Source organism: Enterococcus sp. 3H8_DIV0648 (assembly GCF_002140655.1).
Taxonomy (GTDB): Bacteria; Bacillota; Bacilli; order Lactobacillales; family Enterococcaceae; genus Enterococcus_A; species Enterococcus_A hulanensis.
The window spans coordinates 1,886,565-1,913,066 of sequence record NZ_NGLG01000001.1 but is presented as its reverse complement, the minus strand read 5'-3'; the positions used below and the strand labels follow the sequence as shown (position 1 = coordinate 1,913,066).

At 42.5% G+C, this 26,502-nt stretch carries 25 protein-coding genes; 19 read left to right on the top strand and 6 right to left on the bottom strand.

All coding sequences use genetic code 11. The features are described from left to right. Positions 1-66: 66 nt before the first annotated feature. On the top strand, positions 67-1,188 hold the full coding sequence (gene dinB / locus A5875_RS08885) for a DNA polymerase IV (protein WP_088933259.1): 1,122 nt from the start codon (positions 67-69) through the stop codon (positions 1,186-1,188). Here dinB and nrdG read toward each other — a convergent pair. After that, positions 1,180-1,782 (bottom strand): anaerobic ribonucleoside-triphosphate reductase activating protein, encoded by a 603-nt coding sequence (gene nrdG / locus A5875_RS08880; RefSeq protein ID WP_088933258.1) that lies wholly within the window; start codon positions 1,780-1,782, stop codon positions 1,180-1,182. The two genes, dinB and nrdG, sit on opposite strands and share 9 nt — an antisense overlap. 84 nt (positions 1,783-1,866) lie before the next feature. Continuing rightward, positions 1,867-4,059 carry an anaerobic ribonucleoside-triphosphate reductase gene (gene nrdD / locus A5875_RS08875; RefSeq protein WP_088933257.1) on the bottom strand — a complete coding sequence of 731 codons (2,193 nt, stop codon included), beginning with the start codon at positions 4,057-4,059 and terminating at the stop codon, positions 1,867-1,869. 510 nt (positions 4,060-4,569) lie between these two features. Between nrdD and A5875_RS08870 the strand changes: the two genes are divergently transcribed. From A5875_RS08870 to A5875_RS08835, 8 genes are all read left to right on the top strand, one after another. Beyond that, positions 4,570-5,337: an ABC transporter ATP-binding protein gene (locus tag A5875_RS08870; protein ID WP_088933256.1), complete on the top strand. Its 768-nt coding sequence runs from the start codon at positions 4,570-4,572 to the stop codon at positions 5,335-5,337. Beyond that, positions 5,327-7,339 (top strand): FtsX-like permease family protein, encoded by a 2,013-nt coding sequence (locus A5875_RS08865; RefSeq protein ID WP_088933255.1) that lies wholly within the window; start codon positions 5,327-5,329, stop codon positions 7,337-7,339. Before A5875_RS08870 ends, A5875_RS08865 begins: the two co-directional genes overlap by 11 nt. A 236-nt stretch (positions 7,340-7,575) precedes the next feature. Further along, complete coding sequence (locus tag A5875_RS08860; protein ID WP_088933254.1) at positions 7,576-7,725, top strand: teichoic acid D-Ala incorporation-associated protein DltX; 150 nt, start codon at positions 7,576-7,578, stop codon at positions 7,723-7,725. 34 nt (positions 7,726-7,759) lie between these two features. Continuing rightward, positions 7,760-9,271, top strand: a complete 1,512-nt coding sequence (gene dltA / locus A5875_RS08855; RefSeq protein ID WP_088933253.1) for a D-alanine--poly(phosphoribitol) ligase subunit DltA — start codon at positions 7,760-7,762, stop codon at positions 9,269-9,271. After that, positions 9,271-10,491, top strand: a complete 1,221-nt coding sequence (dltB, locus tag A5875_RS08850; RefSeq protein WP_088933252.1) for a D-alanyl-lipoteichoic acid biosynthesis protein DltB — start codon at positions 9,271-9,273, stop codon at positions 10,489-10,491. Before dltA ends, dltB begins: the two co-directional genes overlap by 1 nt. Before the next feature lie 33 nt (positions 10,492-10,524). Further along, on the top strand, positions 10,525-10,758 hold the full coding sequence (gene dltC / locus A5875_RS08845) for a D-alanine--poly(phosphoribitol) ligase subunit DltC (RefSeq protein WP_088933251.1): 234 nt from the start codon (positions 10,525-10,527) through the stop codon (positions 10,756-10,758). After that, positions 10,758-12,023, top strand: a complete 1,266-nt coding sequence (gene dltD, locus A5875_RS08840) for a D-alanyl-lipoteichoic acid biosynthesis protein DltD (RefSeq protein WP_088933250.1) — start codon at positions 10,758-10,760, stop codon at positions 12,021-12,023. The genes dltC and dltD overlap by 1 nt, the downstream gene beginning before the upstream one ends. 584 nt (positions 12,024-12,607) lie before the next feature. Beyond that, positions 12,608-13,507 (top strand): hypothetical protein, encoded by a 900-nt coding sequence (locus A5875_RS08835; protein WP_254911863.1) that lies wholly within the window; start codon positions 12,608-12,610, stop codon positions 13,505-13,507. An 83-nt stretch (positions 13,508-13,590) separates the two neighbouring features. On the opposite strand, the gene A5875_RS08830 is transcribed toward A5875_RS08835, so the two are convergent. Both A5875_RS08830 and A5875_RS08825 read right to left on the bottom strand, forming a co-directional pair. After that, positions 13,591-14,223: a response regulator transcription factor gene (locus tag A5875_RS08830; RefSeq protein WP_088933248.1), complete on the bottom strand. Its 633-nt coding sequence runs from the start codon at positions 14,221-14,223 to the stop codon at positions 13,591-13,593. 62 nt (positions 14,224-14,285) lie between these two features. Continuing rightward, entirely contained in the window at positions 14,286-15,386 is a 1,101-nt protein-coding gene (locus A5875_RS08825; protein ID WP_088933247.1) for a sensor histidine kinase, read from the bottom strand. A 499-nt stretch (positions 15,387-15,885) separates the two neighbouring features. On the opposite strand from A5875_RS08825, the gene A5875_RS08820 reads away from it, so the two are divergent. The 3 genes from A5875_RS08820 to A5875_RS08810 are packed head-to-tail and all read left to right on the top strand — an operon-like array spanning position 15,886 to position 19,124. Then, positions 15,886-16,818 (top strand): ABC transporter ATP-binding protein, encoded by a 933-nt coding sequence (locus A5875_RS08820; RefSeq protein WP_088933246.1) that lies wholly within the window; start codon positions 15,886-15,888, stop codon positions 16,816-16,818. A 10-nt stretch (positions 16,819-16,828) separates the two neighbouring features. Beyond that, positions 16,829-17,965 (top strand): ABC transporter permease, encoded by a 1,137-nt coding sequence (locus A5875_RS08815; RefSeq protein ID WP_088933245.1) that lies wholly within the window; start codon positions 16,829-16,831, stop codon positions 17,963-17,965. Next, positions 17,952-19,124, top strand: coding sequence for an ABC transporter permease (locus A5875_RS08810; protein ID WP_088933244.1), 1,173 nt, complete (start codon positions 17,952-17,954; stop codon positions 19,122-19,124). Before A5875_RS08815 ends, A5875_RS08810 begins: the two co-directional genes overlap by 14 nt. A gap of 58 nt (positions 19,125-19,182) precedes the next feature. Here the strand turns inward: A5875_RS08810 and A5875_RS08805 are convergent, their stop codons facing one another. After that, positions 19,183-19,593 carry an NUDIX domain-containing protein gene (locus A5875_RS08805; protein WP_088933243.1) on the bottom strand — a complete coding sequence of 137 codons (411 nt, stop codon included), beginning with the start codon at positions 19,591-19,593 and terminating at the stop codon, positions 19,183-19,185. A gap of 143 nt (positions 19,594-19,736) precedes the next feature. Here A5875_RS08805 and A5875_RS08800 point away from each other — a divergent pair, with 143 nt between their 5' ends. The 7 genes from A5875_RS08800 to A5875_RS08775 all read left to right on the top strand — a co-directional run bounded on the left by A5875_RS08800 (position 19,737) and on the right by A5875_RS08775 (position 25,148). Then, the gene (locus tag A5875_RS08800) at positions 19,737-20,816 is read left to right on the top strand and encodes a M42 family metallopeptidase (RefSeq protein WP_088933242.1); all 1,080 of its coding nucleotides are present in this window, start codon (positions 19,737-19,739) and stop codon (positions 20,814-20,816) included. Positions 20,817-20,888: 72 nt separating this feature from the next. Next, a complete protein-coding gene (locus A5875_RS23620; RefSeq protein ID WP_171004897.1) occupies positions 20,889-21,059 on the top strand; it encodes a hypothetical protein in 171 nt (56 codons plus the stop codon). A gap of 31 nt (positions 21,060-21,090) precedes the next feature. After that, the gene (locus tag A5875_RS08795; protein WP_088933241.1) at positions 21,091-21,864 is read left to right on the top strand and encodes a DUF975 family protein; all 774 of its coding nucleotides are present in this window, start codon (positions 21,091-21,093) and stop codon (positions 21,862-21,864) included. After that, positions 21,861-22,598, top strand: a complete 738-nt coding sequence (locus A5875_RS08790; RefSeq protein ID WP_088933240.1) for an MBL fold metallo-hydrolase — start codon at positions 21,861-21,863, stop codon at positions 22,596-22,598. The genes A5875_RS08795 and A5875_RS08790 overlap by 4 nt, the downstream gene beginning before the upstream one ends. Positions 22,599-22,648: 50 nt before the next feature. Next, complete coding sequence (locus tag A5875_RS08785) at positions 22,649-23,656, top strand: lipoate--protein ligase (RefSeq protein ID WP_088933239.1); 1,008 nt, start codon at positions 22,649-22,651, stop codon at positions 23,654-23,656. Between the two features lie 131 nt (positions 23,657-23,787). Then, complete coding sequence (locus A5875_RS08780; RefSeq protein ID WP_088933238.1) at positions 23,788-24,495, top strand: GntR family transcriptional regulator; 708 nt, start codon at positions 23,788-23,790, stop codon at positions 24,493-24,495. 107 nt (positions 24,496-24,602) lie between these two features. Then, positions 24,603-25,148, top strand: a complete 546-nt coding sequence (locus tag A5875_RS08775) for a helix-turn-helix domain-containing protein (RefSeq protein WP_088933237.1) — start codon at positions 24,603-24,605, stop codon at positions 25,146-25,148. Between the two features lie 55 nt (positions 25,149-25,203). Here the strand turns inward: A5875_RS08775 and A5875_RS08770 are convergent, their stop codons facing one another. Continuing rightward, on the bottom strand, positions 25,204-26,403 hold the full coding sequence (locus A5875_RS08770; RefSeq protein ID WP_088933236.1) for an enolase C-terminal domain-like protein: 1,200 nt from the start codon (positions 26,401-26,403) through the stop codon (positions 25,204-25,206). Positions 26,404-26,502 lie beyond the last annotated feature (99 nt).

Here is a 26,502-nt window from a genome sequence, read left to right as displayed (position 1 = left end):
TTGTCTATGAACAGATGTTCGGTTATAATAAATAGAGAATGACTCATAGGAGAGGAGGCGAGTTGGATGGCTGAGTTAGTGTTTCCATTGAAAAATGATACGTCGCGAAAAATTATTCATATCGATATGGATGCCTTTTTTGCCTCCGTGGAAGAGCGGGACGATCCTGAATTAGCGAAGCATCCGCTGGTGATTGCTCGCCATCCTTCTGATACGGGCGGAAAAGGGGTCGTGACGACGGCTAATTACAAGGCGCGGGTCTACGGCATCCACTCGGCGATGAGCGCCCAGAAGGCCTATGAGCTGTGCCCGCAGGCTATTTTTAAACCTGGGGATCATGAAAAATACAGCGCGGTCTCAAAACAGGTACGGGAGATTTTTCATCGGTACACCGATATCATTGAGCCGGTCTCAATCGATGAAGCGTATCTTGATGTTACGGAAAATAAAATCGAGGCTCGCTCTGCTATCAAGATTGCTCGGATGATCCAACAGGATATCTGGCAGGAGCTGCAGCTGACGTGCTCTGCTGGTGTCAGCTATAACAAATTTTTGGCCAAGCTGGCTTCTGACTACCAAAAGCCTAGAGGGATGACCGTGATTTCACCTGAAGCGGCGGTGGTCTTTTTGAAGCGGCTGCCGATCGAAAAGTTTCATGGCGTGGGCAAAAAGACGGTGCCGAAGATGAATGACTTGGGTATTTTTACAGGCGCGGATCTTTATGAAAAAAGCGAAATGTTTTTGATTCAGCAGTTTGGTAAGATGGGCTATTCGTTATATCGGAAGGTGCGGGGGATTCATGACTCGCCGGTAAACATTACTCGCGAACGCAAATCGGTTGGCAAGGAGCATACTTATGGTCGTCCGTTAGCAACTGATGATGAGGTGTTGAGTCAATTGCGGCAGTTAGCGGAAAAGGTTGAAAACTCATTGAAGCGGGTCCAGCGTCATGGCAAAACAGTGGTGGTTAAGATTCGCTACGCCGACTATACGACAATCACGCGGCGTGTGACATTTCCGTATTACATAGAAAAGAAGGAAGATTTGTTTTCTCAAGCGAGCTTGATTTGGGAAGAAATCGGCGGTATAGAAAAAGGAATCCGATTAGTCGGTATTACCGTGACTAATCTAGATCCCGTTGCGTTTGAAAATATTGTGTTGCCATTATGGGAGGAGCGATCAAATTAGGTCGCTCTTTTTGATTTGTTCAAAGGCTTTTTCTGAGTCATGAAGCTTTTCCCAGATGACAACTTCACCTTTAGCCAGTGATTTTTGAACATCGATGATCCGCTGATTTGAGCTGCCGCGAAATTGCAGCATCAGGTTTTTCTTGGAAAGCTCAAAGCGGCCATCCACTAGAATATCGATCTTGCTTAACATTTCTAATTTGTCTTCGCTGTCTAACAGCAGCTCCTCAAAGGTATAACCGCTCCAAGACCAAATATCCTTCGTGTTGCCAAATACAGCTCGAATCCGATCGATCACCTTCAAGCAGACTTGCGTATTTAAGAAAGGTTCGCCGCCTAAGAAGGTCACACCCTGCACATAGTCATGAGCTGTGTCGTTAATCAGCTGATCTTCGATTTCTTGGGTGAAGGGTTTGCCGTAACGGAAATTTTGCGAAGCAGCGTTGAAGCAGCCTTCGCAGGCAAAGGGACAGCCGCTGACGTAAAGACTGTTGCGGACGCCTTCACCATCGACAAAGTTGAAGGCTTTGTAATCAGCGATATAATGTTGGCTTAATTCCCTCGCCAGCCATTCTTTTGGTTTAGGATTACGCATATTTTTCACCTTTCAAGTAAAACAGGGAGCGGCAAAGAGCGCCGTCCCTGTCTTTTTTATTCTTCGCTTAGATGAGTAAGCTTTCTATTTCATGTGTTTTACACGTGAAGCGATTTCTTCATGACGACCGTGAACCATTGGGCGTGCTTGAGGATTTCCAAGATAGCCGCAAGTTCGTTTCACTACGTCGCAAGATTTTGGATCGTGATTGCCGCATTGCGGGCATTCAAAACCGCGCTTGGTTGGTTTGAAGTCGCCTTCGAAACCACATTCGTAGCAGTGATCGATTGGAGTATTCGTTCCTAGATAAGCGATCCGATCATAGCCGTAGTCCCAAACAGCTTCCAATGATTTTGGATTTTGCTGCAAGACAGGGTATTCACAGTAGTGGATAAAGCCACCGGAACAATATTTAGGATAATCTTTTTCAAAGTCTAATTTTTCAAATGGGGTTGGATTTTTACGAACGTCGTAATGGAAACTATTTGTATAGTAGTCTTTGTCCGTAATGTTCTCAACGACACCGAAACGTTCAGTATCTAAACGGCAGAAACGGTCGGTCAAGCTTTCACTTGGTGTTGAGTAAACACTGAAGTGATAGCCGTATTCGTTTCCCCAAGCATCCGCGTGTTCTTTCAAGTCCTTCATGATGTCTAACGTGAAGTCTTTCGCTTCTGCGTTGTCTTCCCATTCGCCGCCGTAAAAGACGCTAGCGACTTCGTAAAGACCGATATAGCCTAAAGAGATAGTTGCGCGTTTGTTTTTGAATAATTCATTGACTGCGTCAGTCCGTTTCAAGCGTTTGCCGAAAGCGCCGTATTGATAAAGAATCGGTGCATTTGCAGGTGTTGCTTCTTTACAACGATCAATTCTAAAGACTAGCGCATCTTTGGCGATTTGCAGACGTTCTTCTAATAATGTCCAGAATTTTTCTTTGTTGCCGCCAGATTCTAAAGCGATACGCGGCAAGTTCAAAGTAACAACCCCAAGGTTCATCCGGCCAGCGTTGATTTCTTCACCTTGTTCATTTTTCCAGCCTTGCAGGAATGAGCGGCAGCCCATTGGCACTTTGAAGCTGCCAGTGAGTTCAATCAATTTATCGTAGTTCAAGATATCTGGATACATCCGTTTTGTTGCACATTCTAACGCCAATTCTTTGATATCGTAGTTTGGATCGTTTGGTTCTAAGTTCGTGCCGCGACGTAAAGTAAAGATCAATTTAGGGAAGATCGCTGTACGTTTTTCACTGCCTAAACCTTCGATCCGGATTTGTAAGATCGCTTTTTGGATCTCGCGTTCGAACCAATCTGTCCCCAGACCGAAGCCTAGTGATGTGAATGGTGTTTGTCCGTTTGAAGTAAATAGGGTATTGATCTCATATTCTAAGCTTTGCATCGCATCGTAAATGTCTTTACGGGTTTTTTGTTTGGCAAAAGCTTTTTGTTTTGCAGGATCATCGATCCATTCTTCCGCATCTTTTAAGTGTTTATCGTAATTTAGGCGCGCAAAAGGAGCTAACAGCTCGTCAGTACGGTCCGCCGAACAGCCGCCGTATTGGCTTGAAGCCACGTTGGCGATGATTTGAGAAATTTGGGCAGTCGCCGTTTGGATCGATTTAGGACTTTCGACCTCCGCATTACCGATTTTAAAGCCGTTATTTAACATGCCTTTGAAGTCAATCAAACAGCAGTTAGTCATTGGAGTATATGGATGGTAGTCCAAATCATGATAATGGATGTCGCCTTTTTGGTGAGCGTTCGCTACGTGAGGCGGCAACATTTTTAAACCGATCGATTTGCCGACGATCCCAGCAGTCAAATCACGCTGTGTGTTAAAAACATCACTATCTTTATTAGCATTTTCGTTCACGACCGTTTGATCCTTATTGATCAGTTTGCCGATCGTAAAGTTGATATCAGTTGCTTTGCTGCGTTGGAAGTCGCGGCGCGTCCGGTAATTGATATATTCTTCCGCTAATTCATACTCGTTATGTTCTAATAATATATGCTCCACGATGTTTTGGATTTCATAGATTTTGATATCGCTAGTAAAACGTTCTGAAATTTCTGCATCTACGCGTTCAACAATTGACTGGATACGTTCATGAGTCAATGGGTCAACTGATCCTTTGATTTTTGTTTCGGCTTTGATCAAGGCATCATAAATTTTTTGGTCATCAAATGCTGTGTGACGACCATCACGTTTTACGACCTTAATATTTTTTAGCGACGGTTGATATTCGTTGATCAACGAGTCTTTTGTGTGGATTTCCATCATTGCAAGCAGCTCCATTTCCTTTAAAGTTCATTATCAATCATATAGTATTTTTGATGTGGTTGCAACGATATATAGTATTATTTTTCCGGTAAAAAAGAAAAACACACCATATATAGTGTGTTTGTTTACTGAAAGATAAAAGAAAGCTGATAAGGACCTGTCTCTTATACACATCTAGATGTGTATAAGAGACAGCCATATATAGTGTGTTTGTTTACTGAAAGATAAAAGAAAGCTGATAAGGACAAGCTTCCAGATAAAATAAAATAACTGAAAAATATTTTTTCTAAAAAGTGAAAAATTTGTAAGGTTATTGAAGGTCGTTTCACATAGGAAACCACCTCAAATATGATACCATAAAAGAAAAAATTTAGATGTTACAAATAGATTTCATTCTAAGTTTTTATCAGGCTTTTTGCTGATGACAATCAGTTAACCGGTGATGCAAGAGGAAAATCTGATTATTTTTGGTTAAAAATAAGTAATTTAAGCCGATGCAGGAGGAAACAAATGGGAACAATTATCAATGTGCAGCATCTTAGTAAAAGTTACGGCACGCGAAATAATAAAGTAAATGTCTTGAATGACCTTAACTTCACCGTCGAAAAAGGGGAATTTGTCGGCATTATGGGACCGAGCGGAGCGGGAAAAACTACTTTAATGAATATTCTTTCAACGATTTTATTGCCGACGATGGGCTCGGTTAAAATCGCAGGAGCAGACATTACCCAGATGCGGGAGAGTCGTTTGACGGATTTTCGACGGGAAAAGCTGGGCTTTATTTTTCAAGATTTTAATTTGATCGACAGTTTGACAGTCAAGGACAATATTATCTTGCCGCTGACTGTCAGTAAATTGTCGAATGAAGAGATCGAAGAACGGGTGCTTCGTTTGACGAGAATCTTAAAGATTGAACATATTTTATCGCGCTATCCGGAAGAAATCTCGGTGGGACAGCAACAGCGGACAGCGGCGGCCCGTGCGCTGATCAGCAAGCCGCTGGTCTTATTCGCTGACGAGCCGACCGGATCTTTGGATTCCAAAGCTGCGACGGAATTTTTAAATTATTTGGATGATGTTAATCTTCATGAGGATACGACAATTTTAATGGTGACTCATGATCCTTACACGGCTAGCTATTGCAATCGGGTTTTGTTTATTAAAGATGGCCGTTTCTTTTCAGAGATCGTTCGGCGTTCTTCCCGCAAGGATTTTTTTGAAAAGGTGATCGATATGCAGGCGACGATCGGCGGGGGAGGCAAAGCCAATGCTGATTAGAATCATTTGGCGGGGCTTCAAAAAACAATTATCGAATTATTTGATCTTTTTCTTCAGTCTGATTTTTGCGGTTATGGTTTATTATTCCTTTACTGCGATGACCTACGAGCAGCCATTGATCCGCGGTGCCGGGAAAAATACTCAGCTTGTGGGAATGCTGGGCTTTGGCAGCTTCGCGGTTGTCTTGATTCTGCTCTTTTTTATGGCGAATACCAATCGTTTCTTCATTGAAAATCGTCGCAAGGATATTAGTATTTTTCATCTATACGGTTTGAATTACTATCAAATCTGTCTCTGGTTCATTTTAGAGATATTCTTTATCGGACTTTTTTCCTTTGTGATCGGGATTGGACTAGGGGTCTTATTGTCCAAGCTCTTCAGTATGATCCTGGTGAAGGCGATGGATCTGCCGCTGCAAGTGCATTTCTTTTTTTCAAGTGATGCGATCGTTGACACGGGTTTAGTGGTGCTGTTTATCCTAGGAGTCGTCTCATTGCAGATTCTTTGGCTGGTATCGGGATATAAGTTCTCTCATCTGAAAAAACTTCAGCTGCGTAAGATACGGGCGATGCAGGTGCCGACTTGGAAAAAAATTGTTGGGCTGATCGGTGCCTTGTTTTTGCTTGGGGGCTGGGGGATGGCCTTGGCTTATATCGTGTTATCCCGCAAAGCAAGTAATTATTTTGGTTTGATTCAAGGAAACGGCTTACTGATGGGAACGATTTTTCTTTTATGTGTGCTGGGCAGCTACTTGTTTTTTGCCTTTACCTTACGCTGGTATAATTCCTATCGCCCAAAGCGCTTGAATAAAAACCTCGGTATGCTGTCTCGCAGTGAATGGCAGCTGCGTTTGTTTACGGAGTGGCGTTTCTTAGGTTCTATCACGGTTGCGTTGGGCTTGGCGTTGGCAATTTTAGGCGGAATGGCGGCGATTGCTTCATTGGAAATGCGCTCTGTCAAAGAGATCGCCCCAGCTTCTTTGATGATTACTCGAGAAAGCTATCAAAAAATTGCGCCGAAGCTGCAAAGTGTGGCACCCTATCAACGGCAATCCTTAAACTTTAAAGCTCTTCCGGCGAAGCAAAGTGTTGAAATTTCTGGTGAGGGGATTGATTCGCAACCAGAGATCATGGACATGATTTCTCTGTCTGACTATCAGGCGTTTCAAAAGCTCAATCCAACCTTGCAGGACATCCATTTAAAGACAGCAAATTCGACCGTGGTCTTAAGTTCTTATCAACGTTACTTGAAGGAATATACTCATTACAGCAAGATCATTTACTTGAAGGATCGGAAGTTGGATGTTCAAAAGATTTATCCGAACTTTTTTGGTGATACGAACCTGCGTTACGGCACTGGAATGATTGTGGTTTCGGATGAGTTGTTCAATGAGACTCCCGGCTTGGCATATACCGTTGAGGCGATCGATGTAAAGAATAAAAATGAAGAAAAGCTTAATCGGCTGATTCGCCAAAACTTGAAGGGGGATTGGGATTTTCCGATCCACTACACATTGGCTTGGAAACATCAACGGGTCATCGGTGAAATCAATGAAGGAGAAGGTCCGAAAAAGGACGGTTCCACGATTTATCGTTCAGAATATACCTCACACCAAGAAATTTATCGGCGAACTCGCAGCAGTATGGGTTTGGTTTTATTCGTGGCTACATTTGTCACGGCGACCTTCATTATTTCGACGGCCAGCATGGTAAGTTTGCGCCAGCTCTCAGAGTTTAAGCAGAAGAAAAAGAAGTATGCACTGCTGCGGCAGCTGGGGATTCCAAATAAAACGATCTATCAAGAAATCAAAAGAGAAAATCGTGTAGTCTTTTTCATCCCGGCAATCTTAGCGTTGATTCACAGTGTGTTGGCTCTTTCGGTGATCTCCCATATTGCGCAAAATGCAGATTATGGATTTGTTTACCTGTTTTGCGGATTGATGCTCGTCGTTTATGCGTTGTTTTACGGGATATCTTGTGTCTATCAGAAAAAAATGCTTTAGGAATATCTTAATGGGAGCTGCTAATTGGTTTTAGCAGCTCCTTTTTTTGGTGCTCTATTTTTAAATTGGTCTGGTACGAACCTCGGGGAAACAACCTTTTGACTGCGCTGTAAAATATATTGTCAAGCATGTGACAAAACTGTTCGTTTGGAAGCGGTATATGTAAGGGGAACAAATGGTAGATTTTTATCAACGTTCTATAATGATGACAAAAGTAAAAAGGAGAGGGCGATCAGATGAAAGAATTTTTTAAACGCCCCGCTACTCGGTACTGGTTAAGTTTTGCTGGAAAGACGATTTTCTACTTTGCCGTCCTTTTGATTCTCGTTTACTTATACCATTACAAGAGTATTCAAGGCGGTAATTTTATCTATAACGAATTTTAGAAAGTTCGTTCTTGAACCGAACGGAGGGACATTCATGGAAAATATCATTACAACCATTGACCAATGGGCCAGTGAAAAACCTGAGGCCATCGCTTATCAATCAGAAACAACAGCCTTCAGCTATCAAACCTTGCGGCAATGGTCAGACAATTTAGCACAATATTTAAATCGTACAACAGCGGCTCAAACACCGATCGTTGTGTTTGGCGAGCTGGAATTTGAAATGATCGCTAGTTTCCTAGGCGCGGTCAAAAGCGGGCATGCCTACATTCCCATCGAATCGAATACGCCATTAGATCGAATCCAATTGATTCTTGAGGTGGCGCAGCCGGCAATGGTCTTAAGTGTCCTGCCTTGGCCAGAGGAAATCGCAGCGGAGGTTCCAATTGTGACACCGAAAGAACTTGCTGAGATTTTTACGACAGAGCAAGGACAAGCAGCGTTGCAGCCAGTCACAGGTGATGAGACTTTTTATATTATCTTCACCTCTGGAACGACAGGTGTGCCTAAGGGAGTCCAAATCAGTCACAAAAATCTATTAAGCTTCACGAATTGGGATCTGAAGGATTTTGGAATCGAGTCAGGAATGCGTTTTTTATCACAGGCACCTTATTCTTTTGATTTGTCCGTTATGAGCGTGTATCCCGCACTTTGCAGCGGGGGTACTTTGATTCCGATGGAAAAAGCCGTAATCAACGACTTTAAAAAATTATTCAGCTTTCTGCCCAAATTGGCTTTGGAAGTGTGGGTCTCGACACCGTCATTCATGGATATTTGTTTGATGGAAAAGACCTTCGATGGCGAACGCGTACCATCATTGAAGATTTTTCAATTCTGCGGCGAGGAGCTGCCGCGTAAAACCGCGGAGGAATTGCTGCGGCGCTTCCCAAATGCGAAAGTCTTCAATACTTACGGGCCGACAGAAGCAACGGTTGCAATGACGCAAATCGAAGTGACAGCAGAAGTGTTAGCCACTTACGATCGTGTGCCGATCGGCTATGTCAAAGAAGATACTGAAGTCTTGATTTACGATGAAGATCGACAAGCAGCCGCTGGCGAAGCAGGCGAGATCATCATCAAAGGGCCAAGTGTTTCGAAAGGGTATATGAACAATCCTGAAAAAACAGCGGCGGCCTTTTTCGAGATTGATGGCGTTCCTGCTTATCATACAGGGGATGCTGGCCGACTGCAGGAAGATGGCTTGCTGCTGTATGAAGGTCGGATTGATTTTCAAGTGAAATTGCATGGCTTCCGAATCGAATTGGAAGATATCGATCATCATCTGGAAAAAGTCTCCTACGTGAAGCAGGCGACGGTCGTTCCAAAATATCAAGATCACAAGGTTCAACAATTAGTCGCTTATGTAGTCGCTAACGATAATGATTTTGAGAAAGCTTACCAATTAACTAAGGCAGTCAAAGAAGAATTGGCGGAAGGGGTCATGGAGTACATGATTCCGCAAAAATTTGTCTATGTGGAGCAGTTACCGCTGACAGCAAACGGCAAGATCGACCGCAAGAGACTGATCAACGAGGTGAATAGCTGATGTTGATTCCTCACATGGTGCCTTATGCTTCACCGATTTATTTTATTATCTTGATTGTGACCCTGCTGCCGCTGATTTTGAGCTTATTGATTCGCGGCAAGCGGATCGGCTGGTATCAGTCATTGATCACACTGTTCTTTCTCTACATCTCCTTTGGCGGAAATGATTATCGCCAAGGACTGGCGTTGATTGGCTACGTAATCTTTCAAAGTATATTAGTTTGGTGCTACAACCACTATCGCAAAAACAAGAATCAAGCCGGCGTTTTTTACTTCGCAGTATTTTTAAGTATCTTGCCCTTGATTCTGGTCAAAGTAACCCCTTTTATGGATGGCCAAAATTCTATCTTCGGTTTTCTAGGGATCTCGTACCTGACCTTTAAGTCGGTCCAGATCATCATGGAAATGCGCGACGGCATGATCAAGGAATACAGCCCGTTGAACTATATTAAGTTCTTGCTGTTCTTCCCAACGATATCCTCAGGTCCAATCGACCGTTATCGTCGGTTTGAAAAGGACTTGAAGGAACCGCCGGCACCGGAAAAATACGTCGATCTATTAGGTGCGGGCGTCCATGATATTTTCGTCGGATTTTTATATAAATTCGTGATCGGTTATTACTTCGGTCAAGTGCTGCTGCCAATCGTTGATCGGATGGCGATGCACCATGGCGGTATTTCATGGGGCTTAGTCGGGTATATGTACGTTTATAGTATGTATTTATTCTTTGACTTTGCCGGTTACAGCTTGTTCGCAGTGGGTACCAGCAAGTTGATGGGCTACGAAACACCGCCTAACTTCAACAAACCGTTCTTAGCTTGGAACATCAAGGAATTCTGGAATCGTTGGCACATGACCTTGTCCTTCTGGTTCCGTGATTACATCTATATGCGCTTGATGTTCACTTTGCTTAAAAAGAAAACCTTCAAGAGCCGGATCGTGGCCTCAAATGTTGGCTACTTTGCTTTGTTTTTGATCATGGGCGTCTGGCACGGTTTGACTTGGTATTACATTTTATACGGTTTCTACCACGCTGCCTTGATTTGCTTGACCGATGCGTGGCTGCGCTTTAAAAAGAAACATAAGAAACAGCTCCCATCTAACAAATTTACCCATGCGTTGGCGATTTTCTTAACCTTTAACGCTGTCTGCTTGAGCTTTTTAATCTTCTCAGGCTTTTTGGATAAATTATGGGTTCATACTATTTTTCTAATGCACTAAACAATTAACTAAAAACGAAATGGAGCGATTAATATGGAAGACACATTATTCAGTATTTTAGAAGATATTACAGGAACAGATGAAGTGAGAGATAATCCCGAGGTGGATCTGTTTGAAGAAGGGTTGATGGACTCTTTAGCAACGGTTCAATTATTAGTGGAAATCGAAGGACAATTAGGCGTACAGGTTCCTGTTTCAGAGTTTGACCGCGCTCAATGGAACACACCAAACAAAATCATTGAACAAGTGAAAGCCTTGCAAGCTTAATGAAAAAGAAACTCTTCGGTATCTTTGGGCCGATTCTTTTAGCGGCAGCGTTATTGGTTCTTCTGTTTTTTTCACCATTCAAAATCAACAGCAATGACCCGAAGCTGATCAAAGCAGCTTCAAGTTCGATGGCGGGAAATGTTTTACGGGGGAACAGTATCACAAAAGAAGCTCTAAGTACCGATAATTATGTACCGTTTTTCGGTTCGTCCGAATTGAGCCGGATCAGTCCCTTTCATCCATCGGTCTTAGCCGAAAAATACGATAGAGGCTACACCCCCTTTTTGATGGGGGCACCCGGAACGCAGTCATTGACTCAGTTTATGATGATGCAGTCGTTGGGAAATGATTTGAAGGATCGAAAAGTCGTATTCATCATTTCTCCGCAATGGTTTGTTAAAAATGGGATCAAACGAGATTACTTTGATGCCTACTATTCCCCAGAGCAAACCTTGAATTGGCTGTTAAGTCTGAAAAAAGTCCAAGCCAGCGATAAATATTTAGCCCAGCGTTTGACTCATTATGGAGGGGTAAGAAAAGATGAACGTTTAGAACGAATGCTGGATGCTGTGCGGGATGGCAAACTGCCTGATCAAACCGATGTGACTTTCAGTAAGTTAAAATTGAACATGCTGGAACGAGAAGATGAGCTGTTCAGTACCATCGGGATGCTTAGCAAGCAGGCTGAGATCGATAAAAGTGTAAAAGCATTGCCTGCAAACTATAATCCTGATGAACTGGCTACTTTAGCCGATCGTTTAGGCGAACGGGCGACCCAAGGAAATGAATTCGGTATTCAACGACGTTTTTATCACAAACGGATCAAACCACATATGAATCGTTTTGCGGACTCGCAAAAGAACTGGGATTATCGTTTTTCACCTGAATTCTCGGATTTTCAATTGGCATTGGATCAATTGGCAAAAGAACATGCGGACGCTCTCTTTATTATTCCGCCGGTCAATGGCCGCTGGGCAAGATTCACTGGACTTTCAAAAGAGATGCTGCAGCAGTTCTCCGATAAAATCAAATATCAATTGACTTCGCAAGGATTCAACAATATCGCTGATTATACCGACCAAGACAACACACCGTATTTCATGCAAGATACGATTCACTTAGGCTGGAAGGGCTGGTTGGCAGCGGATAAACAAATCGCTCCATTCTTGCAAGATCGCAAGTCGCAAGCTGAGAGCTATCAAATCAATAATCCATACTTTTTGAGTAAGGAATGGCAGGAAATGAATCCAGCCGAGATCAAATAAAGCAGCGGCAAACACCAAATTTTGAGGTGTTTGCCGCTGTTTATTTGGATCAGAAAATTTTTTTTCAGAATTTTGACGGTCAAAAAGTAAAATGCACAAACAAAGTTTTTAACAGTATTCTGACTATTAGCAGTCAAATACTGTTTTTTTTAATAATAAAGACAACTTAATAAAGGTTAAATGGAATCTCCGTAAGCGATTTTTTTTAGTTATCTTAATTAATCCAAAAACTTAATAAGAAAACACTTTTTTTGGATACAGGTGAAATTCTTTATTTCCAATTAAAAAATTCAAACTCGTATTTTTATTTACTTAGAGTTATGATGTTTTTTGAAGATAAGAAAGCGTAAACAAAAGCCAAGGGAGAGAATGATATGAAATCAAACCAACAATCAAAACCACTAACTCAAAGAACTCTATTTGTTATGAAACGAGATCGTCTAGAATCCAGAATCAATATGTATTTTCAACACACACGTGATATAGCCTCTGTCATTGAATATCTTATTGTTGTTATGTTGCGGGACGCACTTAGTTGTAGCGATTTTTCCTTTTTGTGTCGTGATTTAGTCCGAGACTTGTTCTTGAACGCTGAACCGAGCGATCTGCTACGGAAGTATTGCGCTTATTTCAAAGATTATTTTGCAGCGGGCAGCGAGTGGAATCAAGTGAAAGCCCGCTTGTTTAGCAGTCAACAGGAGTATGACCGCTTTTCCAAGGAAGCATGTTTCTATAAAAATATTTTGAATACCCCAGCGACTAGGGAGAATGCGAATCCAGATTTGAATCTACGTTTTGTTTCTGTTTTCAAAGATGCGGCGGGAAAAAGACATACGTTGACGATCCAAAATGCGAATGAAAGACGATCAGGGATCGAAGCAATCAGAATGCTGAAAGTATTGACGACTTTGAGTATTTTTAAAACAGCCTCTGGAGTAAAACGCTTTGCTGAATTCGTCAAACTCAATCGACCTGGAGTGAAAGAAACCCTTGAAGAGGAGGAAATGTATGATGAACTGCGGGAGGAGTCTGTTCAAGCTTCAGCAGCCGAAGAAACCGAAGTGAAGACTGTCGAGATCATTGTTCCGCAAGATTTTGATGTAACCAGTTTGAGTGAAGCGGAAGTATTGACCTTAGTCCGGGTGGGTCATCCAGAGGTGACAAGTTTGGAGAATCTCCAAGTCCTGTTTGTTGCAGAAGAGCCAGAGGAATCAGCAGAAGTACAAGAGCCGGTCCTTGATCCGCTGCTGGAATCCCCATCTCCGCAACTAGAGCCGAATGACTATTCTTTGGTGAAAGACTCATCCGCGATCGCGGTAACGAACCCGCCAGAAGCTGATTTGCAGAAAACTAAAAAGCCGAAACTGCTCACACCAAAGGCTGCTTATGTTCAATCCTTGATCGCAAATAGACAAACGAATACCAAGAAGAGCAGCAATAAAAAGAATAAGAAAAAAGGCAATAATAAGAAGAAAAAAAGGTAGCTGGAGTATTACTGCTGGAACCTGCTTATTTGCTATGGGGAGGTTGGCACAATAAAAAAACCTAAGGAAAAACATTCCCTAGGCTATTTCTGCTGATAATTTTTATAATAGAAGATTGCCAATTGGGTGCGGTCGCGCACTTCCAATTTTTCCAGCAGCTGACTGATGTTGTTCCGGACTGTTCCTTCACTTAGGAAAAGCTCTTCGGCAATTTCTTTATTATTTTTTCCATTGGCGACAGCGATCAAGATGCTTTCTTCGCGTTCTGATAATTCAATCTGGGAGCGCTTTTGCGGTGTTTGATCAGTCAAGATCGAGGCCAATTTGCCTACAATCTCTGTGCCGAAAACAGTTTGTCCGTTATAAACAGCCTTGATGGCGGGCACGATACTGGCAAGATCTTGTTTGATTAGATAGCCTTTCACACCAATCTGCAAAGCTTCGCGAATGTACTCATCATCAGAAAAAGTTGTCAGCAGTAAAATGACTGCATCAGGAATTTGCTTAAAAATCTCTTTTGCCGCTTCGATTCCGGTGCTTTCGCCCATTCGAATATCGGTTAATAAAACGTCGGGGCGTTCCTGCAAGTACAGCGTCACTGCATCCGAGGCTGAATTTCCTGTGCCAAGAACTTGGATCTCTTCAGATATTTCTAAAATAGTTTTTAACGATTCCGTCACTAACGGATCATCATCTACCACAACAACACGAATCATAGTGTTCCTCCTTGAGTCTTCATTTTCGATCCCTAGCGGCCGAATTTTGTCTATTCCTATCATCAACTTTTTTTGCGAAATGAAGAACGCGCATCCTTTGGCAAAATGACATTGATCATAAAGTTAGTTGGTGTTTGCGAGATATGGAGCTGTCCGCCAATCTGTTCGACCCGCTGACGCATACTTTTTAAACCAATGCCATCACCGCTTTTTTTTGCGAGAGTCCCGTTATCAAGAATTTGCAGGCGGTAAAAAGCAGGCAGTTCATTGAAAGAAAGGATGATGTTAGTCGCATTGCTATGTTTCATCACATTAGAGAAGGCTTCCTTCATGACCATCAACAACGTTCTCCCTTGCTCCTGCGGCAAGTTTTGCGGAACATTCCCGCGAAGCTCTATTTCACAATATTGAAAATCAGCGATCAACAGCTCCAAGCCTTTTTCAAAGGTTAGCGAGGTCTCATGCAGATCATGAACGCTTTCGCGAATATTATCCATTCCCGTGTGAATCGTCGACTTCAGTTGAGTCAACGGTTTTTTTAATTGTGAACTTTGATTAATGGCTTCGATCGCACCAAGCTGAATGATGGCGCTGGATAATAAATGTCCGACATTGTCATGGATATCGCGGGCGATCCGGTTACGTTCCTCAGAAATCTCTAAGTCAATGAAGGTTTCCTGTGATTGGATCAATTCTTGATTCTTTTGTTTTAACAGCTCTTGTTTTTCCCAACTGTCATCCTTCAGCTGCAACAACGCCTCGGTAACGTCTTCTTGTTTCTTCCCACGCCAAGCCAATAAAATAGCAAAGCAGTTTAAACCAAGAATGAGCAGCCGCTCCGGAAAAGAGTAGGCCTCCTGAAATAACGGGATGAACAATACAATAACGACCCAACTCCAAATCAGCTCTTCTCGCCAAGCAATCCGTAAATTTGCTGGCAGAAAAACCAGCAGCATCGGCCAGAAAAAGCTTAAAATCAATAATGGAAAAACACCCATGGTTTGTCCTAAAGATTTTTCCAGCAGCAACGCTGGGCCGGCCAGCAGGATAGCTGCCAGCAAATACACCACCATTTGCGGCTTGAACCCCTGTTGAAACAGCAGCAAAATACCAATCAATTCTAAAAAGAAAAAATCAACCCAATAATTATTTAAATTTTTCATGGCGGCTCCTAATTCGTATTTATGTATTCATTTTTCAAAAAGCGAAAAATGAGTCCGATTCTCATCACGTATACCATCCAGCTAAACATTTTTCTACTAAGCTTGTGTTTATCCAGTGAATTGCTTTTGAGCTATAACAAACTGTGAAAAGCTGGACTGGCATCCTAATTCATAATAAAGTAATCATTTTTCAAAAAGCGAAAAATGAGTTTGATTTTCATCACGTATACCATCCAGCTAAACATTTTTCTACTAAGCTTGTGTTTATCCAGTGAATTGCTTTTGAGCTATGGCAAACTGCGAAAAGCTGGACTGGCATCCTAATTCGTATTAATGTATTCATTTTTCGTACACACCCGATGTCGCTAATTGTCTTAAAATGCAAAATGAAACGCATAAAATGACATTTGTCATTCTATGATTGGCGGAAACTCACTACAACAAAGGTACTGATTTCATTATAGTAAATGTAAGAAGAAAAGGAAAAGGGGTTTTGCAAATGTTGATCGAAATCGAAAATTTAGTTAAACGTTACGGTGATTTCACCGCATTGAATCATTTGAATCTATCAGTTAAAAAGGGTGAGATATTAGGACTATTGGGACCTAACGGGAGTGGGAAGTCTACAACAATCAATTGTGTGCTTTCATTATTGACCTATGATCGCGGATCAATCAAGATCTTTGGCGAAGAGATGGGGCCGGAAAAATATGGCATCAAACAAAAAATCGGTGTCGTACCACAGGAAATCGCATTATTTGAAGAATTGAACGTGACGGATAATATCAATTATTTCTGCGGTCTGTATGTTCAGGAAAAAGCGAAGCGGGAACAATATGTGGAAGAAGTGATCCAATTGGTTGGGTTAGAAGAATTTCGCAAGTTCTATCCTAAGCAATTAAGCGGCGGGTTGAAGCGTCGTCTGAATATTGCCTGTGGAATCGTGCACAAGCCGGAATTGATTTTCTTGGATGAGCCGACAGTCGCCGTTGACCCGCAAAGTCGAAACAAGATCTTAGACAGCATCAAAGAATTGAATCGCCAAGGTGCGACGATTGTATACACGACTCACTATATGGAAGAGGTCGAAATTTTGTGCAACCACATCGTGATCATCGACCAAGGTCAAGTAATTGCAGAAGGCAGTAAAGAGCAATTAAAAAATATGGTTCGTGAAAATGAAAAACTGATTATTGAAGTACCTGGATTGACCAAAGAGCAAGTCGCAGAAGTCGGTGCCTTTCCATCGATTTTGGAAGTGAGCTACGATGAAAGCTATTTGCAGATAACGACCAAGGACTTGAAGAAAACTTTGCTGCCGATCTTAAGCTACTTTGAAGCAGAAAAGATCATGTATGCCAATATCCATACCCAAGAAGCAACGTTGAATGATGTGTTCTTGGAGATCACCGGAAAAGAATTAAGGGATTAGGGGTGAGAATATGTTTGTTCGTTTATTTATTTATCGTTTGCGTGTCCTGTTAAGAAATCGCAGCCTGCTTTTTTGGACCTTTGCTTTTCCCGTTGTTTTGGGCTTGCTGTTCAATTTGGCCTTTGGCAATCTTGATGAAATTACCGCACTAGAAACATCGAACGTCGGGATCGTTTCTACCGATCAGGAAAAATCAAAACAGTTTGAAGCAGTTTTAAAGGAAATCAAAAATGATGACGAAGTGATTTTCAAAAGCAAAGAATTAACGAAAAAAGAAGCACAAAAGCAATTATCCGATGACAAAATCTCTGGCTATTTTGAGATCGATGCGAAAAATATCGAGCTGTTCGTCAGTAAAAGCGGCACGCAGCAAACGGTGTTAAAAGAGCTGTTGAATCAATACCTGCAAAACACGGATAAAGTTGAAACGTTGATGGCTTCAGGTGCAGTCCAGCCCCAAGCGATCACTCAGGCGCTGGTGCAAAAAAATTATGTCAAAGATGGTAATGGTACGGGGAATTTCAACTTAAAATCCTTCTACTTCTTTACCCTAGTTGGGATGACAGTGATGTATGGCTTTATGTGGGGATTACGCAATGCCAACGATCAGCAGGCCAATCAATCACCGGAAGGGATGCGGCTATGTTTGATCCCGCGGAATAAACTGCTGGTGTCATTTGCCAATATGTTAGCGAGTCTCGTTCTGTTCTTTGTGCAAGTAACCTTTATCTTAATGTTCTATCGCTTTGTTTATCAAGTCGAGTTTGGCGATCACTGGAATTATATTTTACTCGTCTGCGCTCTGGGTGCCTTTACCACGATCTCCTTTGGAACACTGATCGGTAATGCGTTGTCTAAGGTGGATTTCCAGCAAAAAATCTCGATCGGGATCTCGATTTCCATGATCATGAGTTTTTTAGCGGGAATGATGGGGTCGCAATCAATCAAGTATTGGATCGATGTGCATGTGCCTTTGTTGGGCCGAATCAATATCGTGAATTTGATCAGTGAAAGTTTGTACCAGCTTTTCTATTATCAATCGCTGAAGACGTTCTATCTCAATCTACTCTGGTTAGCTGGTTTTGGCGTTTTGTTTATCCTATTAAATTATTCATTCGAAAGGAAGGTGCAATATGACCACTTATAGAGCAATCCTGCAAATTCTAAAAAAGAATAAAGGCAGCCTTCTTTTGGGGATCATTATTATGGTGGTAATTACGATCTTTTATGCCGGACAGCTGACGCAAGATGCAGAGGAATTGACTGGAGCGAAGATCGCGGTTCTTTCAGAAGACGACTCTGCCATTGAAAAAGACTTTGTCGATTATTTAGGAAAGCAGCATACAATCGTAAAGCTGAAAGATACTTCGCAAAAAAGCTTGGACGATGCACTGTATTTTGGTGAAGTGGAATATATTCTTGAAATCCCGAAAGATTTCTCGGCGAAATTATCTAAGAGCGAAGCTGTGAAGCTGGCGAGTAAAACACGTCCTGCGACGTTTTCTCAATCGCTGGTTGATACGACCATCAATAACTATTTGAATACTTATTTGACGTATCAAAAGCAACTGCCGAATCTGTCTCAAAAAGAATTGTTGCAGAAAACCAAGACAACCTTAGGCAAGGCTGGAAAGGTTCATTTTGATACGAGTTATCATAAGAAGAAAAAACAAAATGTGACTGGCCAGATTTATAATCTACTGGCTTACGGAATGTTCTTATCGATCTTCAGCGGTTATGCGGCCGTGAACTTAGCCTTCAACCGCGAGGAAATTCAGCGGCGGAATAGCTGTTCGCCAGTTTCTCGGCGGAAGCTGTCGCGCAAAATTTCGACTGGCAATTTAGCTTTCGCAGTCTTTTGCTGGATTATCTTCTTAGCGTTTGTCCTATTTATCACCAAAGGCAGTTTTGACCAAATATTAGGCTATTTCGTATTAAATACGGTAGCGTTCTTTGCGGCAATCGTCAGCTTCTCGATCCTGATTACCAGTATTCTGCAAAACGAGGATGCGATCTCCGGCATCAACAATATTTTCATTATGGGGAGTTGTTTTGTCGGCGGGGTCTTTGTACCAAGTGAGTTTTTACCGAATGCGGTGAATAAAATCGCGGCCTTCACACCAACTTATTGGTTTGCGCAGAATAATGAGCTGATCGGCAAAACTGTTGATTTCAATCAAAGCTTCACAGATAAGTTTCTATTCAACTCAGGTGTGCTGTTAGCCTTCGCGGCGGCATTTTGGGTGATCCATTTGATCACGATGCGGGAAAGAGGCACGTGGTCATTGAAAAAAGTACGAGCATAAAAAATACGTTTAAACCTGTAGACTAGATTCCTAAATTGGACCTAGTCTACAGGTTTTTTCATACCTCGAAATATATCTGCTGCTTTTCACCAAAAAAGATCGGCAGCAGCTCGTTTAGTGTGCCTGCCAATTTCTGAGCTTTTAGTTCAGCCTTTGTGACCCAAAAGAGATCGTCGGGTACTGCTTGCTTATGGACTTTTGCGGTGTAGAGCAAGGCCAGTTCACGAGTTTCTTTGGTCGGGTTGTTCCATTCGGCTGTACCTTGTAAGACGGGCTGCAGTGCTAAACCTGTTTCTTCTTCGATTTCCCGAACCGCGGCATCATAGCTGCCTTCATCCTTTTCTACATGACCGCCGGGAAAGGTCCAGCCGGGCCAATCCTTCTTCTTACGGTCCTGCACTAAGATTTCCCCCAGCTCATTTTCGATCATTACCATCATGGTTAATTCGATTGCTAATAAACGCGCCATTTGATCACCTCCTAGTGATTATACAACATACTTCGCAGATTTTTTTGACAATGGTATACTGATTGGTAGGTAAAAGGGATGTCTGCTTATTTTTACGGTGAGACATTCTTAGTGGAGAACAGATTTTTTTAGGAGGAATAAGAGTGGATAAAAAGGAAGAGCAATTATTGATTGATCTCACTTCAGCTCGCGGTATTGCGGGTAATGAAGACGAGGTCAGAGAGGTCTTCAAAGATTACGCAAAGGAATTTGCTGACGATATTTTCTTTGACGGTTTAGGCAGCGTCATTGCAAAGCACGGTGGAGGCGGCGGACCCAAAGTCTTCATCTCTGGTCATTTGGACGAAGTCGGCTTTATGGTGACAAAAATCACGGAAAAAGGCTTCCTTGAATTTCAAACGATCGGCGGCTGGTGGAATCAAGTTATGCTGGCTCAGCAAGTGGAAATCAAGACTCGCAAGGGCAAGCTTATCCATGGCGTGATCGGTTCAAAACCACCGCATGTGTTGACACCAGAAGCGCGCAAGAAACCCTTTGAGATCAAAGATATGTTTATCGATATCGGTGCCACCAGCGCAGAGGAAGCGAAAGAATGGGGCATCCGTCCCGGCGACATGGTAACGCCGTATATTCAATACCAACGAATGAATGAATCAAAATTCTTATTAGCCAAAGCCTGGGATAACCGTATCGGTACAGCTGTGGCATTGCGGGTTTTAGAAAACTTATCAAAACGCGAACACCACAATGTATTATTTGCCGGCAGCGACGTCCAAGAAGAAGTTGGTCTGCGGGGAGCACGGACGAGCTCACATATCGTAAATCCTGACATTGCATTTGCACTGGATACTGGTACGGCTGGGGATACCCCGGGAATGACACCGAAGGAAGCAGATTCCGTTCTTGGCAAAGGACCGCAAATCCTGATCTACGACGCGTCAATGGTGCCTCACAAAAAATTATTGGATTTCGTGATCGATGTCGCCGAGGAATTGGATATTCCATTCCAATACACGGTCATTGCTGGCGGCGGAACGGATGCTGGTCAAATGCACTTGACCCGTGATGGTGTGCCATCATTGGCTATTACCGTGCCGGTTCGTTATCTGCATTCCCATACATCGGTTATCCATGAAGATGATTACTTCAATACAGTTAAATTAGTCACGGAAGTTGTTGCTCGTTTAGATTATGATGCGGTCGGAGAAATCAAACACTACTAGATCGTTTTGCCAGAAGTCGTTGTTGAATTTATGTCTGATTGTTTAGGCCTTTGTATGAAGGAGAAATGCGATTTGCATACGAAAATAGATACAAAACGTACAGAGCTGGATCTTTTAAAGAAAGAATTGAAAACCTTCGAACGGCTCAATTATGCAAATGTTCCAGTTGCACTTGAAGCCAAACGAGTCGAGCGAAAAATACAGAAATTAACCAAAGAAATAGCCGAATTAAAAGAAACGTAGGGAAGTTTTCCCGCGTAAAAGGAGTGTCTCTATGAGTCTAAGTGAATATCGTCAAAGAGCGAAAGATCGTTTAAACGGTCAGTGGGGAATCAACGTCGGGTTAATCGTAGTCGTTGGACTATTGACAGGAATGATCAACACCATTTCATCGATGCCCAATAATGAAAATCTTCAGTTAGGAATATCATTTCTATTGGGTATCTTCGTGGTGTTTGCCTTCAGCTATGCCCTATATTACATCAGTTTATATGTGGTTCGGGGCGGCAGAGCAGAATTAGGCCAAATTTTTGTGGTCTTTCAGCAAGGGTATTATGTCCCGTTGCTGTTAATCAATATCATTGCACAAGTCGTGCAATATGTACTGGCAGCAATCTTCTTCATTCCGTTGCTGCTACAAGCCGGCAGCAGTGTGTATATCTCACTGATTTCATCTGGCGGGGTAACGAGTGCTCAAAATGCGTCTACCTTGTTAAATATCGGCGTACTTGGCCTTTATGCTATTTTGACCTTAGCATTCTTGCTTGTATCGACGATCATCAGTATCATCTTCAAATTTGCTGTTTGGGTGAAATTTGATTATCCGGATCTAAGCGTCGGCGATTGTATCAAGCGTGCGTGGTCATTATTGAAGGATCGCTGGGGCAAATATATTCTATTACAATTATCCTTTATCGGTTGGTATATTTTAGGATTCGTTGCATTGTTTGTCGGTTTACTGTTTGTAGCCGTGTATGTGAATACAGCCAGTGCAGCCTTTTATGACCAAGCCTTGAAGGAAAAGATTGATCAGGGGGAATTAGCATGAAATTGACCGTCCTAGGTTGTTTAGGCGCGTATCCTTATGAAGGTCAAGGGACCACCAGCTACTTGCTGCAGGCTGACGGCTTTAATTTATTATTAGATGCCGGCAGCTCGACATTGGTAGAGCTGGAAAAGGAACTTGATCCATTGGATTTGGATGCAGTGCTTTTGACTCATTACCATCATGACCACATTGCCGATCTAGGGGTGCTGCAATATTACTGGCAGCTTTATCCAACGCAAACGCCTAAACCAATCTTACCAATTTATGGACACACAGAGGATGAATTTCATTTCAATGATCTGACGATGGAAGGCGTTACAGAAGGTCATGCCTATTTTGAAGCAGAAGAATTGAAACTTGGACCGTTTCTTGTTACGTTTATGAAGACGATTCATCCGGTACCTTGCTATGCGATGCGCTTTGTTGAAGAAAAAACTGGTGCAGTTTTTGTTTTCACTGGTGATTCCGGCTATTTGGAAGCCTTCAATGAATTTGCCAAAGATGCGGATCTGTTTTTAGCGGATACGTATTTATTTGACGGCAACGAACGTCATAAAGCCCACTTCACTGCTGGTGAAGCCGGTACTTTTGCGAAAAATGCAGCGGTCAAAAAATTAGTTTTGACTCATTTGCCGCAGCAGGGTGATTTGGAAGAACTACGTCAACAGGCAGCCGCAGCCAGCGAAGGGATTCCCGTAGAGTTGGCGCAGCCCCATAAGTTTTTTGAGATTTAAGCTGCGGGAAAAAATAATCTATTCCTTAAACGGAGTTAGGAGTTGGAAAAATGCTATACGTACCAAATGACAATGAACGTGATCCACGAGTAAACCTTGCCATCGAGACTTATCTATTGAAGAATATGCCATTAGACGAACCAATCCTGCTTTTTTACATCAATGAACCATCGATCATTATCGGTCGTAACCAAAACACGATTGAAGAGATCAATAAAGAATATGTGGACGAAAAAGGGATTCATGTCGTTCGACGTTTAAGTGGCGGAGGTGCCGTTTATCATGATCTTGGAAATTTGAACTTCAGCTTCATTATGCCGGATGACGGCAACTCCTTTAGAGATTTTAAAAAATTAACCGAACCGATCGTTGAAGCCCTTCATAAACTAGGGATCGAAGGCGCACAGTTAAAAGGGCGTAATGACCTGGTGATTGATGACAAGAAATTCTCTGGCAATGCGATGTACTCAACCAATGGACGGATGTTTGCTCACGGCACGTTGATGTTTGACAGCGATATCGATGAAGTCGTGAATGCCTTGAAGGTGAAAAAGGATAAGATCGAATCAAAAGGTATCAAGTCGATTCGTTCCCGCGTGACGAATATCAAAGATTATCTGTCAGCGGACAAACAAAATATGACGACAGAAGAATTCCGTCAAGCAATTCTATTGCAGATTTTTGGGGTAGATAGTGTCGATCAGGTTAAGACTCATGAGTTGAATGAGGAAGACTGGAAAGCTATCAATCAAATTTCTGATGAATACTACAAGAATTGGGATTGGAACTATGGCCGTTCACCAGAGTTCAACTTGGAACGCCAAAAACGTTTCCCAATCGGCTCGATCGAAGTTCGCTTAGATGTTGCCAATGGTGAGATTGAAAAAGCGAAAGTCTTCGGTGATTTCTTTGGACTAGGCGAGATCAAGGATGTTGAAAATCAATTGATCGGTACCCGTTATGAGAAAAAGGCCTTAGAAGAAAGCATCGATCAAATCGATCTGACCCATTATTTTGGAAATATCACCAAAGAAGATTTCTTAACGCTAATCTATTAATAGTCAATGACCTTTCGATTTTCGAAGGGTCTTTTTTGTCGAGCAAACTTTAATACGAGATAGGTGGATGGAAAATCTCGTTTCTTTTGTTAAGATAAGAATGAAGAAATCGTTTGACAAAGGAGCCTGACATGAAAAAGCGTGAATTCATCGTTCAAGACTTATTAAGTAAAATTTATCAGGAAGAATTTAAAAACGGCAAACTGCCGAATCAACGAAAATTAGCGGAAATCTACGGGGTCTCGCGTTTTACGATCCAGCAGGCGGTCAAGAACTTGGAAGAGATCGGCATCGTCCGGGTTGTCCAAGGTTCAGGGATTTTTGTCCACGAAAAATGGGTGAAGAACCCGTTGATCTTTAACTCATTGACCCGCACGCCTTACGATCGCATTGACTCAAAGATGATCGAATTGAACAAAGCCCCAGCTACTTTAGATGAACAAAAGATTTTTCAAATCAACGAGGGCGATGAGGTGTGGACCTTTGAGCGGATACGAATCGTTAACTATAAAATCGAACAGCTGGAGATCTCAAAAATGCCAGTCTCGATGTTTCCCGATTTGTCCCAAGAGGTTGTGGAGCATTCGATCCAGAACTACGTGGAACAAAAAGGCTTTCGTATCTCTCACTACATCACCAGCTATGATCCAATCACGACTTCAAAGGAACAGTCGAAGCTGCTTTTGTGCAAACGCGGCACACCCGCAATGCAGATCACAAATCGGGCTATCTTAGAAGATGGTCAGGTTTTTGAATACAGCAGCATCGTGGCGATCGATTATTCGGTGACCTACATTCGCCCCTTTGATCGTGAGATTCATCGGTCGCGGATTGACTAGAAATCCCTATTTAACAAGGATGCAACCAAAAGTTGACAACATTCTACTTATGTTTTCTTGTGAAAAAGGGTGGCTTTGGCGATGATAGACAAGAGGAGTGAAGGAGTATGTTTAGTGAAAAGTTAAAAGAGCTGAGAAAAAGCAAAGGCATTTCCCAAGAGGCGTTATCTGAGGTATTAGCTGTTTCCAGACAGTCGATCTCAAAATATGAAAATGGAACAGCCGAACCTGATTTTGAGAAGCTGGCTATTATCGCTGATTTTTTTCAAGTGTCTTATGATTATTTGTTGGCAGATAGTCAGCGGGAAGACTCGCAAAAGCTAGTGCTCAAGGAAAAGGATCATCGGATCGCCATCATCAGTAAGATCGACGGTCAGATGTCTTCTTATTATAAATTTCAAATCAACAAAGTATACGGAAAAAAAGAGTATCATCCCGCGGCTCAACTAACGGGAGTAGACTCGCATTCTTTTTGGGGAGACAAACAAAATGCCCTCGGGTGGTATGCAACGTTTGAGGACGCGCAAAAAGAAATTGAAGCTATTTATACTGCTCTTTCCAAAGGAGAATTTAATTACGAATTACGCTATGATATTGCAGTCAAAAAGAAAGGTACTTTTGATTTTGAGATGGTTTTTGAAGAAGATGCTTAATTAACTGGGAATAAAAAAGGTAAAGTCTGATCAGACTTTACCTTTTTTAGCTCTATTATGGTGTGACGATCGTTCCGTCAGGTGTTCGGCTTTGTGTCCATTCATGAGGTCGATAGACGACAGGATATTCGGCGGCCAATTCTTCGTTGAAGGTTACACCGATCCCGCTTTCTTCGATCGGATAGAAGAAGCCCTTTTCTGGGGCAGGGATATTGCCAAAGACCTTCTTCGTGTTTTCAGGAACATCAATGTTTTCTTGGATAGCGGCGTTATGCAGATGAATGTTCAAATGCGTATTGACTGCTAAACCGATCGGCGTGATATCCGATGGCGTGTGCCAAGCGATTCGAATCCCCATCGCTTCACAGAAGTGGGCCAATTTCAAGGCAGGTGTGATCCCGCCGATTTGTGAGACGTGTGCCCGCATATAGTCGATTTGTCGATTGCGTACGATTTCTTTCCATTCCATCGGATTATTGAACAATTCCCCCGTAGCGATCGGCGTAGTAGACTGGCTGCGCAATTGAGCCAACCATTCATTTTGATTCGGCGGCAGGATATCCTCTAAAAAGAAGAGATTGTATGGTTCCGCTGCTTTTGCGAAGTTGATCGCCTGATTCGGATGCAGGCGTTCATGGACATCATGCAGCATTTGGAAACGGCTGCCGTATTTGTCTTGGATGCTGGCGAACATTTTCAAGGTTGTCTGCATATAATCTTCTTGGTCGAAGTACGAGCCGTTGATTGGATTTTCAGGTGTTGCCAAGTTACTTGGATTGCCGCCGTAAAAGCCTAATTGACAGCGGATATAACGATAGCCTTCAGCTAAAAATTTATCGATTTCGACATACAGATCGTCCAAGTTATCTGCAACAGCATGAGTATAAGCTGGGATCGCTGTGCGGGACTTGCCGCCTAATAATTGATACAAAGGCATATCGGCAAGTTTTCCTTTGATGTCCCAAAGCGCCATATCGACACCAGCGATCGCATTGTTGGTGATCGGTCCGTTGCGCCAATAAGAATTGACATTCATCACCTGCCAGAGGTCTTCGATTTGATTCGCATCTCTGCCGATCAGTAATGGTTTCAAGTATTCCTCAACGACTGTTTGAACCGCTAAAGGCCGGAATTGAAAGGTTCCGCAGCCGACGCCGGAGACGCCTTTATCCGTTTCGACCTTTACGACTAATAAATTATGGCGATCGGGTTTGATCGCGAAGCTTTTTATATCAGTGATGATAGTTGGTGTCATTTTTTTCACTCCAATGTCTGTCAATATGAATCATTTGCAAACCCATTGAAACACGTAGATGATAGGGCTGTCAATTTGGTCTGAAAAAAAGGAGCTAAA